Source organism: Streptomyces sp. NPDC030222 (assembly GCF_055573115.1).
Genome location: NZ_JBVICA010000003.1, coordinates 294710 through 307965 on the forward strand (window position 1 = coordinate 294710; position 13256 = coordinate 307965).

A 13256-nucleotide genomic window follows, 5' to 3' on the forward strand; every position below is an offset into this window, starting at 1 on the left:
CCCCGGAGGTGGCCTCATGCGCAAGGCAGTACCCCGGTTCGGAAGAACCGCCATGCTCACGGCGGTGAGCGTCCTCATCGGACTGCTCCCCCTCGCGTCCGCCGACGCCGCGGCGGACGAACCGCCCCCCGTCCCCGTCGACCGCTTCGAGGGGGAGATCCCCTTCGCAGGGCCGCCCGCCGAAGGCATCTTCGCCTGGGGCAGCGACGCCGACGACCATCCCCGGCTGGCCCTGGAGGAGCGCCCCGACGCACCCGAAGGGGGCAAAGTCCTCAAGGGGGCGTACGACATCAGCGGCTGGGGCGGATTCACCCACGACTTCGCCTTCGACCGGCCGGCCCATGACTGGACCGCCCACCAGGGCATCCGCTTCTGGTGGTACGGCCAGAACACCGCACCCCTCCCGCCCGGATCCGGCAGGCGCATCCACGTCGAACTCAAGGACGGCGGCGCCAACGGCGAGGCGTCCGAACTCTGGACCACCTCCTTCACCGACGACCGCCAGGGCTGGCACCTCGTCGAACTCCCCTTCTCCCGCTTCGAGTACCGCACGGACTACCAGCCCGTCGGCGGCATCGACCACGTGCTCGGACTGGACCGCGTCTGGGGGTACGCCGTCAACCTTCCGGCAGGCCGGAAGGGTGAGTTCGCCCTCGACGCGGTGGAGCTCTACGGCAGGGCCGATCCGGCGGCCGGCGCCCAGGTCGTCGTCGACGCGCCCGTCCGTCCCGTACGGGAAGGCGGTGCGGCCGAGGTGCGGATCGGCGTCGTGACCACCGCCTCCGCCCCTCTCCCCGAGCCGGTGACCGTCGCGTACACCGCGCGCGGAGGCACGGCGACCGCAGGCGAGGACTACGGGCCGGTGACCGGCACGGTCACCTTCCCGGCCGGCTCACCGTCCGGTACCTCCCGTACCGTCACCGTCCCCACGCTGGAGGACGGTTCGGCCGAGACGGCGGAGACGGTCCCGCTGGAACTGACCGTGACCGGGGCGCAGGCGCCCGCCGAGAACCCGCAGGTCGTGATCGACGCCCACGGCCTGCCCTACCTCGACGCACGGCTCCCCGTGAAGAAGCGGGTCGCCGACCTGCTCTCGCGTATGACCCCCGCCGAGAAGGCCGGCCAGATGACCCAGGCCGAACGCAACGCGCTGAGGGCGCCGGGGGACATCGCCGCATACGGCCTCGGCTCACTGCTCTCCGGGGGAGGATCCGTCCCGACGCCCGACACCCCCGACGCATGGGCACGGATGACCGATGCCTACCAGCTGCGCTCCCGGGCCACACGCCTCCAGATACCACTGATCTACGGCGTCGACGCCGTCCACGGGCACAACAACGTCGTCGGGGCCACGATCATGCCCCACAACATCGGTATCGGCGCGGGCCGCGACCCCGGACTCGCCGAGCGGGCGGGTGCCGTGACGGCGGCCGAGGTACGCGCCACCGGAGTGCCCTGGGACTTCGCGCCCTGTCTGTGCGTGACGCGCGACGAACGCTGGGGCCGCTCGTACGAGGCGTTCGGTGAGGACCCGGCGCTGGTCACCGCCATGGAGACGGTCATCCGGGGCATGCAGGGCGCGGCGGACGGCACGGACCTCGACCGCGGCGACAAGGTGCTGGCCACGGCGAAGCACTTCGTCGGCGACGGCGGCACCGCGTACGGCTCGTCGACGACCGGCTCGTACACCATCGACCAGGGCGTCACCAAGGTCACCCGGGAGGAGCTGGAAGCCGTCCACCTCGCGCCGTTCACCGAGGCGGTGAAGCGCGGGGTGGGCTCGGTCATGCCGTCGTACTCCTCCGTCGACTTCGCCGGCGACGACGCCGGGCCGGTGAAGATGCACGCCCATGCCGAACTGATCGACGGCGTGCTCAAGGGCCGCATGGGCTTCCGAGGGTTCGTCGTCAGCGACTGGCAGGCCATCGACCAGATCCCGGGGGACTACGCGAGCGACGTGCGGACCTCGGTCAATGCCGGTCTCGACATGATCATGGTGCCCACCGCCTACCAGGACTTCCTCCGTACCCTCGTCGCGGAGGCCGGGGCGGGACGCATTCCCGCTGCCCGGGTGGACGACGCCGTGTCCCGGATCCTGGAACAGAAGTTCCGGCTCGGTCTCTTCGAGAAGCCCTTCGCCGACACCTCGGGCCTGTCGAAGGTCGGCTCGGCCGCGCACCGGGCCGTCGCCAGGGAAGCGGCGGCCAAGTCCCAGGTGCTGCTGCGGAACGAAGGAGGGCTCCTCCCGCTGGAGAAGTCCCAGAAGGTGTACGTGGCCGGGTCCAACGCCGACGACCTGGGCAACCAGACCGGCGGCTGGACGATCAGCTGGCAGGGCTCGTCGGGCAGGAACACCGTCGGCACGACGATCCTGGAGGGTATGAGGAAGGCCGCACCCGGCACCGTCACCTACTCCAAGGACGCGTCCGCGCCGCTCGACGGCCATGACGTGGGGGTGGTCGTGGTCGGCGAGACCCCGTACGCCGAGGGCGTCGGCGACGTCGGGAACGGCCATGACCTGGAACTGACGGACGCCGACAAGGCAGCCGTCGACAAGGTCTGCGCCGCCCTGAGGTGCGTGGTCCTCATGGTGGCCGGCCGCCCGCAGCTCATCGGCGAACGCCTCGGCGGCATCGACGCGCTCGTCGCCTCCTGGCTGCCGGGCACCGAGGGCGACGGCGTCGCGGACGTCCTGTACGGCAGCCGTCCCTTCACCGGAAGGCTCCCCGTCACCTGGCCGAAGTCGGAGGCACAACTCCCGGTGAACGTCGGGGACACGGTGTACGACCCGCAGTTCCCCTACGGCTGGGGCCTCACGACGCTCGGCCCCGCCCCGTCCGGCGGCGAACGCACCCTGAAGGCGCTGGCCGCGGCCGCCGCGGTCGTCCAGAAGGCGGGCGGCGCCCGCTCCGAAGCGGGACGCGCCATCGCCGCGCGGGCCCGCGGGATCGCGCAGCACCGGATCGGCACGGAGATCACCCCCGCCGTGGCGAAACCCTTCGCCGAGGCCGACCATCTGCTGCTGACCGGCGACCTGACGGGCGCGGTCGGCAGGTTGACCACCGCCTACCGGGCGGCCGCGCGCTGATCGTGCGCCGTCCGGGAGACCGGCCACCCCGGGCCCGTGCGGGCAACCGCTGGGCGCGGGGCGGCCCGCGCGTGCCGGGACCGGGGCAGGATCGTCCGCACGGAAGAGGACGTCCGTCGTGAACTCGGCCCGGCAGCTCGCAGCTCGTCGAGGGCGACGAGGAGAGATTCAACCTGGCCCCGGCCGATGCCCTCGAAGCCCACCGTGACCACTACCGGGTCGCCGACCGCGTGGACGAGCTGCATGCCTCGGTCGACCTCGGGATCCTGCCCTGGCTTGCCACGCCCACCGCAGAGGCTGGAACATCCGGGTCGCGTCCCCCTGCCTGCCGGAGCGGCTGCTCCATGCGGCCGAGCCCTTCGAACGCGTAACGGTTCCACCTGCCGGGGCGCATGATCCGTCGGACGGAAGCTAAGCGCCGGTGCGGGGTGCCGGCCGCGTCGGGACGCCAGGCCGGGGATAGACCCGCGACTGCTTGACGCTCCCGAAGGCGAAGCTGGACTCGATGGACGCGATGCCCGGGATGGCGTGGATCCGGGTACGCACCAGCACCTCGTACGCCTCAAGGCTCTCGATGACGACCCGGAGCAGGTAGTCGCTGCTGCCCGCCATGAGGTAGCAGTCCTGGATGTGCTCGATCAGGCCGACGTGGTCTTCGAACGCGTTGACGGCCTCGGCGGTGTGGCGTTCCAGCCGGACCCGTACGAAGACGGTGATCGGGAGACCGAAGGCGACCTGGTCCACCATGGCCGTGTAGCCACGGATCAGACCCGACTCCTCCAGACGGCGGACCCTGCGCAGACAGGGCGAAGGGGACAGCCGGACACGGTCGGCGAGGTCCTGGTTGGACAGGCGGCCGTCCGCCTGCAATTCGTGGATGATCCGGAGATCCAAAGCGTCCATCGGTGCTCCTTGGCAGATTCTGCCCCAAAGCTAGGCCTGGAGGGCACAACTGGCAATCATCTGCCCCACCGCTTGTCCTACCGTTGCCCATGAGGTCGGGGTCGGTCATGGGTTCCGCCCGAGCGGTCCAGGGCGGGAGGAATTCTTCGGTGGTCGCGACGAACACGGTGGGGCCGACGGCGCCTCCGACAGCGGGGGGCGGGGTCACGGGGCTCCGCGCCACGTGGCGCGGAGGGCTGCCCCCGCAGACGGCGGGCATGCTGGCACTGCTGTTCACCGTGACCATCTGGGCCGCCTTCGCGCTGAGCGCCCGCGCCCTCGGCAGCTCCACCCTGCTGCCCGCCGACGCGGCGTTGCTGCGGTTCGGCGTGCCGCTGGTGGTGCTGGCGCCCGCCCTGTGGCGGCGCCGGCGACAGCTGGCCGCGGTGCGGCCCGGCCCCGCACTCAAGATCATCTGTGGTGCGGGGGTGCCGTTCTTCCTCGCCGCCATGTACGGCGGCTCACTGACCTCGGCGGCCTTCGTCGGCGCGATCGTCCCCGGGATGGTCCCGCTGTTCGTCTCCGCCCTGCTGATCGCCGGCGGCCGCGGCATGCCCAGGGGAACGCAGACCGCGGGGCTGGTGCTGATCGTGGCCGGGGTCGTCGCCCTGGTGTCCCGCTACACCGTCGCGCTGGACGCGGACGTCCTGCTCGGCGCCGGCACGCTGCTCGTCGCCAGCGGTCTGTGGGCCCTGTACACGGTCGGCCTCCGCGAGGTCGATCTCGACCCCGTCGGGTCCATCGGGCTGCTGTGCCTGCCGTCCTTCGCCGTTATCGCGCTCCTGGCCGTGACCGGGGTCCTGCCCACCGGCCTCACCCGGGCGGCAGGCAGCGACATCGTGCTGTTCCTGGTCGTCCAGGGCCTGGGCGTCGGGCTGTGCGCCGGCCTGCTGTACGCGTTCGCGATCCGCCGGCTGGGACCGGAGCGCTGCTCCGTCGTCGGCAGCCTCAGCCCGGTCGCCGTCGTCCTCCTCGCCATCCCCCTCCTGGACGAGTCGCCGACCCTGCCGGTCGTCGTCGGCGTCCCGCTCATCACCATCGGCGTCGCGCTCGCCAACCGACGCCCCCGACCCGAGGTACCCGCAGATGCTTGAGCTCCTCTCCGCCCCGCCCGTCGATCCGCTGTGGGACCTCACCGCCGAGTTCGCGGCGGACACACGCCCCGAGCGTCTGAACCTCGTCCTCGGCGTCTACCGCGACCACACCGGGGCCACGCCCGTCATGTCGGCGGTCAGAGAAGCCGAGATACGACTGGCGGAACGTTCCGCCTCCAAGGAGTACCGGGGCCTCTCCGGCAACACCGCCTTCAACCGCGCCATGCTGTCCATGGTCCTCGGCACCGAGGCCCGTACGGCACGCGCCACCGCCGTCCAGACCGTGGCGGGCACCGGAGCCCTGCGCCTGCTGGCCGACCTGGTGCGCAAGACCCGCCCCGGCGCCACGGTGTGGATCAGCGACCCCGCCTACGTCAACCACCGGCCCATCCTGGAAGCCGCGGGCCTGGAGGTCCGCACCTACGGCCGGCTGGACGCCGCGGGCCTGCCCGACACGACGGGCATCCTCGACGACCTGCGCGCCGCCGGACGCAACGACGTCGTCCTGCTCCAGGGCTGCTGCCACAACCCCACCGGTGTCGACCCGTCCTTCGAGACCTGGGAGGCGCTCGCGGAGCTGGCCGCGGCGAACGGCTGGGTCCCCTTCGTCGACCTGGCGTACCACGGCCTGGGTGACGGTCTCGAAGCGGACCTGCGCGCCACCAGGATGCTCGCCGACCGGCTCCCCGAGATGCTGATCGCCGTGAGCTGTTCGAAGAACTTCGGCCTCTACAGCGACCGCACCGGCTGCGCGGTCGTCCTCGGACCGTCGCGCCGGGCGCTGGTGCACGTCGAGACGGCACTGCAGAACGCCGCACGGACGCTGTACTCGATGCCGCCGGAGCACGGTGCCGCCATCGTCACCACCATCCTCGAGGACGACGGACTGCGGGCCTCGTGGCGGGCCGAACTCGACACGATGCGTGAACGGATCGCGGCCAACCGGTCGGATCTGGTCGGGCACCTCGGCGCACTCGGCCGGGTCACCGAGGCGGAGTCGCTCGCGCGGCAGAAGGGCATGTTCTCGATGCTGCCGCTGACCGCCGACGACATGCGGCGGCTGCGTCGGCAGTTCGGCATCTACGGCACGGCCTCGGGACGCATCAACATCGCGGGCATCCCGGGACACCGCATCCCGTACCTGGCGCAGGGCATCGCCGCGGTCTGCGACACCTCCGGCACCGTCGGCACGTCCCCGGCCGCGCCCGCGCTGCGCTGACGGCAGCCCGGCTCGCCGCGCGGCGGGCCGGTGGGGCGCGTAGTGCCGGTGGTCCCACCCCGCCGGCCCGGTCCGCCCGGAACGGGCCGGGCGCGGGGGACCTCAGGGCCGGGCCCCGTCCGCCACGGGACGGTTCAGCCGTGGTGCAGCCTCGGCCCCGGCCCGTCCGGGCGTCCGAAGGGCATGACGCCGTTCTTCGCCGCCTCGAGGATGGCGTCCGCCTGCGCCCGGGTCAGCTTCCCGTCGGACACCGCCTTGTCGAGACGCTCCGACAGCCGCTCCTGCCGTTCCTCCTTGTGCTCCTGCTGCTGGGCACTGCGGATCTTCTCCAGCGCCGCCGTCACCTTGTCCTCGGACACGCCGAGCTCCTTGGCGAGTGCGGCGGCGAACTCCTTCTGCCTCTCCTCCCGCAGCACGTGCCGCTTCTCCCTGCCGTCCCCGTCCTGGTCCGCCTTCTCCTCCCGGGACACGGACGCCCCGCTCGTGGCGGCGGGGTCGCTGTCCTGGGCGAGGGCGACGGCCGGGAACAGCAGCCCGAGACCCGCGACTCCTGCGACGGCAAGGCCCGTACGGGCTCGCTTCGTCTTCACTGAGCACCTCCGAGATCCAGTCGATCTGACGTCATGACTATGGATCACGGGGCTTTGCGGGACGTGGGAGCAGGATGAGAATTGCCTGTGAATGCGGGCGGGGTGCAGGCGGGGCCGGTGGAGGCCACCGCCTCACGGCACCGGCGCAACAGCTCAGTCGCGGATGTCGTCGCAGGCGATCGCGAGGTGCCGCGGGCCGCGCAGCACCGCGTTCTGCCGGTAGGGAGGCGGGTCCTCCAGCAGCCGCGGGTTGACGAGCCTGCGCGCCAGTTCGGACAGCGCCAGCTGCGCTTCCAGCCGGGCCAGGGGAGCGCCGAAACAGCTGTGGATGCCGCTGCCGAAGCCGAGGTGCTCGATGTCCCCCCGGTCCGGGTCGAAGGTGTCGGGGTCGGCGAAGCGCTTGGGGTCGCGGTTGGCCGCCGCCGTGGCGAGCATCAGAGGGGAGCCCTTGGGGATGGTGACGCCATGGACCTCGATGTCCGTGAGGGGGGTCCGGTTCGGGATCAGCTGCACCGGCGGCTCGAAGCGCAGCAGTTCCTCCACGACGGGCACGGACAGCCGGGGCTCGTCCCGCAGCCGCTCGAGGACGTGCGGGTTGCGCAACAGGGTGAGCATCCCGTTGGTGATGAGGTTGACTGTGGTCTCGTGGCCGGCGATCAGCAGCAGGGCGGCGGTGCTGATCGACTCCATGGTGGTCATGCTCCCGTCGGCCCCGTGGTCCTCGGTCGTCAGGTCGGAGAGCATGTCGTCGGCGGGGTTCTTGCGGCGCTCCTCGATCAGCCCGGCGAGGTACATGCCGAGCTGCATCCTGGCCTCGTCGGCGACCCGGTTGCGCTCGGCCGGGTCCTGTCCGGGCATCGGGTCCAGGCTCGCGGCGAGGGTGTCGGCCCATCCGTGGAAGCGCGCTTCGTCCTCGTGCGGCACACCGAGCAGCCGGCAGATCATGGTGACGGGGAAGGGGTAGGAGAACTGCTCGACGAGGTCGATCCGGTCCGTGTTCCCGAAGCCGTCGATCAGCCGGCCGACGATGTCCCGGAGTTCGCCGCGCATGTCATGGATGCGGCGCGGGGAGTGCGGGGGGCCGAAGGACCGGTTCGTCATCCGGCGCAGCCGGTCGTGCTCCGGCGGGTCGAGCCGGATGAAGGGCGGCGGAAGGGCCGAGTCCTCGCTCTCCGCGTCCGCGAGTCCGAAGCCGTCCACCGCCGTCCGGTTGCGGCGGTCGGAGCTGACCCGCGGGTCGTGCAGCAGACTCCGGACGTCCCAGTAGGTACTGACCACATAGGCGCCCGACTCCTCGGTCACCGGAGTCTTCCGAAGCTCCTCGTACAGCGGATACGGGTTCGCACGGTTGTCGTAGTCGAGGATCTGCCGCAGGAGCGTTCGGGTCATGTGCCTGTCCCTGGTGGTCGCCGAGGAGGTCCGTGCCCGTGGCGCGAGCCCACGGACGGAACGCGGAAGGACGTGAGGTCCGCCCGCTGACGACGGCTCACCTCGCCGAACGGGCCCACCGGTGACCGGCTCGTCCGGTGTCCTCGTGCCCCAGCATGGGGGACGGGCCCCGGACCCGCGAATCGTGACGGGCGGAGGCGTGACGCACGCGGATCGCACCCGGCCGGCCGAAACCGTGCCCGCCGTCGGGCGAGGCGAGAGGAGCGGCGCAGCCGTTGGTCCGTCCGGAGCAACGGCGGTAGGGCGGCCGAACCGAAGCGGGTGTGCGGCCCGTCCCCGCCCTCACAACCGATGCCGTGCCACCAGGCGGTGGCCGTCACCGAAAGCTCGGTACCGGCCTACCGAGAAGCTATATCCCTTCGGCGGAACGCGGTTGACGGTGCGTCGGCGGTTCTGGTGGCATGGCGACGTGCCACGGGGGTGGCCGGAAGTCTTTCTCGACTCGGAATGCCAGAGCACCGTTTCACCGCATGAGGCGGGGTTTTCCAGGAACGCCTCTCGTCTTTCCCCGGCACGCCTCCGAATCGATGCCGGCCTTCATCGGGCCCGAACTCGTTCCCGTATGAAGAGAACAAGGAAGCCAGCGTTGCCGATTCCGCCGACAGTCGAAGAACTCGTGGCCGAGTACGAGCAGGAGCGGCCGATGCGACGGCTCTCGTCGCCCGTCCGCGTCGCGGTGTCCGCCGTGTGCGCCGCGCTGTCGGTCTTCGCGCTCCATGTGGTCTTCTTCCCCCTGGAAGAGGGACCCCAGTACTACGTCACCGTCTTCCTTGCCGTGGCACTGCCGCTGTGCTTCCTCACGCACCGCGGAACCGTACGCATTCCGGCCGTCCGGCTGCCCTGGCGCCCCTCGGGCGGCACCGGCCCGGACGCCGGAAAAGCGGACGCCGGAAAGACGGACGAGGGGGAATCGGGCGCCGGGGAAAGGTGCACCGCAGAATCGGATGCGGGGCAACGCGCCGCGGAATCGGATTCGGGGAATGCGACGACCGGGAATCCGGACCCTGAGAGGAACGCAGCCGGGAAGAACACCATCGCGAACAAGGCCGAAGCGCACAATGCAGGAGCGGAGAACACCGGAGCGAAGAACACCGGAGCGAAGAACGCCGCCGGAAGGAGGGACGACCCCGGATTCGCCGACTGGGCTCTTGCCGCGCTCGCCCTCGTGGCCGGTGCGTATCCGCTCCTCGACTTCCAGGAGTTCCTCGAACGGCGCCAGCTGCCCACCGTCCTCGACACCATCGCCGGACTGCTGCTGCTCCTGCTCGTTCTGGAGGCCTGCCGGCGGACCACCGGCTGGGTGCTGCCGGCGTTCTGCGTGGGCTTCCTGCTCTACGCCTACTACGGCGGGTTGCTCCCGTACGACTGGTCGCTCGCGCACGGCGGCCTCGACGCGAACGCGATCCTCGCCAACCTCTCCATGGGCGCGGACGGCTTCTACGGCATGCCGCTGAAGGTGGCCGCCACCTACATCGTGCTGTTCACCGTCTACGGGACGGTACTGGACCTGTCCGGGGCCGGTGCGTTCTTCATCAACCTGTCCCTCGCGGCCTTCCGCGGTTCCCGCAGCGCGCCGGGACGCACGGTCACGGCCGCGGGACTCCTGATGGGAACGGTGTCCGGCTCCGGGTCCGCGACCGCGGTCAGCCTGGGTTCGGTCGCCTGGCCGCTGCTGCGGCGGGCCGGCTACTCGAAGGAGAAGGCGGGAGGCGTGCTCGCCGCCGCGGGCATCGGAGCGATCCTCTCGCCCCCGACGCTGGGCGCCGCCGCCTTCGTCATCGCCGAGTACCTGAAGGAGAGCTACCTCACCGTCCTGTTGTACGCCACGGTGCCGATGCTCCTCTACTACCTCGGCATCCTGCTGGCGATCGAGATCGACGCCCGGAAGAACCTCGACGGGACGGTGGAGGAGGAGCCGCGCTCCGCGCTGAGGCTGCTGGCCAGGTTCGGCTACCACTTCCTCTCGCTGTTCCTGATCATCGCCTTCATGGCGGTGGACCTGCCGCCCTTCAAGGCGGTGGTCTACGCGACGGCCGTGCAGTTCGTGCTCTCGTTCCTCGACCCGGCGCACCGGCTGACTCCGGGACGGCTGTACGCGGCGCTCGCGCAGGGCAGCAGGTCGGCGCTGCCGGTGGTGGCGACCTGCGCCGCCGCGGGAATCATCGTCGCCGTCGTCACCCAGACCGGCCTGGGCCTCAACCTCGCCACGATCATCGTGGAGTCCGCGGGGGCCTTCGGCAGTGATCCCACGGTGCAGCTGACGCTGACCGCGCTGTTCGCCGCGGTGTCGGTCTCCGTCCTGGGGCTCGCCGTGCCGGTGACCGCGTCGTTCATCATCTCCGCCGTGATCATCGCGCCGGCGATGACCTCCCTGGGCGTCACCGCCCCGGAGGCGTACATGTTCATCTTCTACTACGCCGTGCTCTCCGAGGTGACCCCGCCCACGGCGCTGGCCGCCGCGGCGGCCGCGGCCATCACCGGCGGCAGCCCGCTCCGGACGATGAACGAGACCTGGAAGTACGCCCTGCCCGCGTTCCTGATCCCGTTCTCCTTCGTGCTGACCGACAACGGCACCCATCTGCTCGGGCAGGGCGCGGTCACGGACGTCGTCTGGGTCACCGCGGTCTCGGCCCTCGCGGTCGCCGCACTGGCCGCCGCCACCGGGGGCTGGCTCCTCGGGCCGAGCACCCTGCTCGAACGTCTCCTCTGCACCGTCTCCGCGGTGCTCCTGCTCTACCTCGTTCCCGTTTCCCTCGTCGCCGGTGCGGCGCTGCTGGCACTCGCGCTCGGGATCCACACGGTGCGCCGCCACCGTACGGACGCCCGCGCACGCCGCACCGCCGGACGGACCCATGACGAAGCACCTCTGATGAAAGGCAGTTCCATCCGATGAAGCACCCACGTCTTCGCGCCCTCGGTCTGGCCGCCGTGGCGGTCGCCATGGCCCTCACCGCCACCGGCTGCGGCGGGAAGCAGGAGCACCGAGCGGACAAGGGCGCCGCCGACGGCGGGCGGATCACGATCGCGACCGGCAACACCACCGGGGTCTACTACCAGCTCGGCGGCGGCCTCGCCAAGATGATCTCGGAGGACGTCAAGGGCTACCGGGCGACCGCGACCGCCACCGGCGGATCCGTGCAGAACGTCCAGGGCATCGTCGCCGGCGACTACGACCTGGGGTTCTCCCTGCTCGACAGCGCCGACGACGCCGTGCGCGGCAAGGGCGGGTTCAGCGGGCCGCAGCCCGTGGAGGCACTGGCCCGGCTCTACCCGAACTACACGCAGGTACTCGTCCGGGCCGACTCCGGCATCACGTCCCTGGCGGACATGAAGGGCAAGCGGGTCTCGACCGGAGCGCCCGCCTCCGGCACCGAGGTGATCGCCAAGAGGTTGCTGCGGGCGGGCGGACTCGACATGGACAAGGACGTGAAGGCCCAGCACCTCGGACTGCCCGAGACGGTGGAGGCCATGAAGGACGGCACCGTGGACGCCCTGTTCTGGTCCGGGGGACTGCCCACCGCGGGCATCACCGACCTCACCACCACACTGGGCGGCAAGGTGCGCTTTCTCGACGTCACCCCGGTGCTGCCGGCGTTGCGCAAGGAGTTCGGCAGCATCTACGAGAAGGGCACCATCCCGGCATCCGCGTACAAGCAGCCGGCCGACGTCCCGACGGTGATCGTGCCCAATGTGCTCCTGGTGAAGAAGGGCTTCGACCCCGAACTGGCCGGAAGGATCGTCGGTGTGCTCTTCGACCGGCAGACCGACCTGGAGAAGGTGAACGCCGCGGCTAAGGGCAACTCTTTGGCCGATGCCGCCAAGACCGAATCGGTGCCGCTGAACCCCGGCGCCATGAGGGCCATCGCGGCCAGGGCCGGCAGGTCCTGACCCCCGCCCTCGCGCGGGTCGCGGTGCGTCAGGACCGTACCCGGACGCCCTGCGGCACCGATTCCACCGCCCCCTGGCACAGTGTCAGTGCGGGCGGTCCCCCCGGGGGAGCACCGGAGACGACACGACCCGAGCCGCTCCGGTCCTCCCCCGAACCGTGCCCGGGCCGGCACGCCCCCGAACCGGCCCGGGCACGGCACGGCCGGAGCCGGCACGCACCGGAGCGGTGGCTCGTCACTGCTCCGGCGGCGTGACCGTCATCCGCCAGCGGCCGTCGCCCGTACGGACCTCGAACCGGGCGATGTCCTTCGGGGGCATCGGCGCCGCACCGTGCATGCTCAGCGACTCCTTGCCCCGAGCGGTCCACGTCGCCACCGGGACCTCCTCACCGCCGTGCCCGATCGCGACCAGTGTGAACACCGAATCGACCGGAGTCTCCCGCATCCGGAGTTCCACGTCGCTGCCCCAGTCCGTGGGCGCGGCCGCCAGATCGGCGGACGCACCCGTGGCGGGATCGGAGCCCGCCCATGTCCCCGGCGTCTGCGTGCCACCCGCCAGGAGGGCCGTCAGCACACCGCTCACGGCCAGCGCCGCCGCGCCGGCCAGCAGCCCGACGCGCCGTCTGCTGCGGCGGCGCATCCGGTCGTGCAGCGTGTCCAGCACCCGGTCCAGCAGCCCGTTGTCCGCCGCCCCCGCGCCGACCGACGACCGCTTGCCGTTCCAGGCGAGTGCCGCGGCCTCGCCGTCCGGGATCCCCCGTCCGTACTCCGCGAGGGCCGCCTCCAGCGTGCCGAACTCCTCGAGCATCCTGCGGCACGGGGGACAGACCATCAGATGGTCTTCGAAACGGAAGGCGTCAGCCCTGCCGAGCACCCCCAGCGCATAGGCGCCCACATCACGATGGGCTTCCGGTGAGCTCATGACGACTTCCCTCTCCTCCCTGACCTGACCCGGTGTTTCCCGCGGTCACACCGAGGTACGCAGGT

Annotated in this window: 9 protein-coding genes; 5 read left to right on the forward strand and 4 right to left on the reverse strand. The window is 71.3% G+C overall.

The features are described from left to right. The first annotated feature begins 16 nt into the window (after positions 1 to 16). A complete protein-coding gene (locus ACZ4Z5_RS06145; RefSeq protein ID WP_468257303.1) occupies positions 17 to 3088 on the forward strand; it encodes a glycoside hydrolase family 3 protein in 3072 nt (1023 codons plus the stop codon). Positions 3089 to 3499: 411 nt separating this feature from the next. On the opposite strand, the gene ACZ4Z5_RS06150 is transcribed toward ACZ4Z5_RS06145, so the two are convergent. Beyond that, positions 3500 to 3991 carry an Lrp/AsnC family transcriptional regulator gene (locus ACZ4Z5_RS06150; protein ID WP_468257305.1) on the reverse strand — a complete coding sequence of 164 codons (492 nt, stop codon included), beginning with the start codon at positions 3989 to 3991 and terminating at the stop codon, positions 3500 to 3502. A gap of 257 nt (positions 3992 to 4248) precedes the next feature. On the opposite strand from ACZ4Z5_RS06150, the gene ACZ4Z5_RS06155 reads away from it, so the two are divergent. Together ACZ4Z5_RS06155 and ACZ4Z5_RS06160 are read left to right on the forward strand one after the other, a co-directional pair. Beyond that, positions 4249 to 5124, forward strand: a complete 876-nt coding sequence (locus ACZ4Z5_RS06155) for a DMT family transporter (RefSeq protein ID WP_468257308.1) — start codon at positions 4249 to 4251, stop codon at positions 5122 to 5124. After that, a complete protein-coding gene (locus ACZ4Z5_RS06160; protein WP_468257311.1) occupies positions 5117 to 6343 on the forward strand; it encodes an amino acid aminotransferase in 1227 nt (408 codons plus the stop codon). The genes ACZ4Z5_RS06155 and ACZ4Z5_RS06160 overlap by 8 nt, the downstream gene beginning before the upstream one ends. A gap of 134 nt (positions 6344 to 6477) precedes the next feature. Here ACZ4Z5_RS06160 and ACZ4Z5_RS06165 read toward each other — a convergent pair whose 3' ends face one another. Together ACZ4Z5_RS06165 and ACZ4Z5_RS06170 are read right to left on the reverse strand one after the other, a co-directional pair. Beyond that, positions 6478 to 6933: a hypothetical protein gene (locus tag ACZ4Z5_RS06165; RefSeq protein ID WP_468257314.1), complete on the reverse strand. Its 456-nt coding sequence runs from the start codon at positions 6931 to 6933 to the stop codon at positions 6478 to 6480. A gap of 153 nt (positions 6934 to 7086) precedes the next feature. Further along, complete coding sequence (locus ACZ4Z5_RS06170) at positions 7087 to 8322, reverse strand: cytochrome P450 (protein ID WP_468257317.1); 1236 nt, start codon at positions 8320 to 8322, stop codon at positions 7087 to 7089. 646 nt (positions 8323 to 8968) lie between these two features. Between ACZ4Z5_RS06170 and ACZ4Z5_RS06175 the strand changes: the two genes are divergently transcribed. Both ACZ4Z5_RS06175 and ACZ4Z5_RS06180 read left to right on the forward strand, forming a co-directional pair. Further along, positions 8969 to 11275: a TRAP transporter permease gene (locus ACZ4Z5_RS06175; protein WP_468257320.1), complete on the forward strand. Its 2307-nt coding sequence runs from the start codon at positions 8969 to 8971 to the stop codon at positions 11273 to 11275. Then, positions 11272 to 12270 (forward strand): TAXI family TRAP transporter solute-binding subunit, encoded by a 999-nt coding sequence (locus ACZ4Z5_RS06180; RefSeq protein WP_468257322.1) that lies wholly within the window; start codon positions 11272 to 11274, stop codon positions 12268 to 12270. The genes ACZ4Z5_RS06175 and ACZ4Z5_RS06180 overlap by 4 nt, the downstream gene beginning before the upstream one ends. A 234-nt stretch (positions 12271 to 12504) precedes the next feature. Here ACZ4Z5_RS06180 and ACZ4Z5_RS06185 read toward each other — a convergent pair whose 3' ends face one another. Then, positions 12505 to 13191 (reverse strand): zf-HC2 domain-containing protein, encoded by a 687-nt coding sequence (locus tag ACZ4Z5_RS06185; RefSeq protein WP_468257325.1) that lies wholly within the window; start codon positions 13189 to 13191, stop codon positions 12505 to 12507. Positions 13192 to 13256: the final 65 nt, after the last annotated feature.